The organism is Streptomyces bobili (assembly GCF_002154575.1).
Classification (GTDB): Bacteria; Actinomycetota; Actinomycetes; order Streptomycetales; family Streptomycetaceae; genus Streptomyces; species Streptomyces bobili.
Genome location: NZ_MUBA01000471.1, coordinates 1 through 225, shown reverse-complemented (window position 1 = coordinate 225; position 225 = coordinate 1). Strand labels below are relative to the sequence as shown.

Genomic DNA, 225 nt, shown 5'->3' with positions numbered 1-225 from the left:
CACCGCCTCCACGGTCGACCAGATGCCCAAGCACGTCTCCAGCGGACTCCTCTTCGGCGACGCCAACGCCATCCCCGTGCCCGACCTGGACCACACCGACCACCTGCTCCTCATCGGCGCCAACCCCCTGGAGTCCAACGGGAGTCTGTGCACCGCCCCCGACTTCCCCGGCAAGCTCAAGGCGCTCAAGGCCCGCGGTGGCACCCTCACCGTCATCGACCCGCG

General features: G+C 69.8%; 1 pseudogene (only partly in view). It reads left to right on the top strand.

Annotation, left to right across the window (positions count from 1 at the left end):
* A pseudogene (locus BZL64_RS30545) lies at positions 1-225 on the top strand (molybdopterin-dependent oxidoreductase); its annotated part reaches 279 nt to the left of the window's first position; the annotation flags it as partial.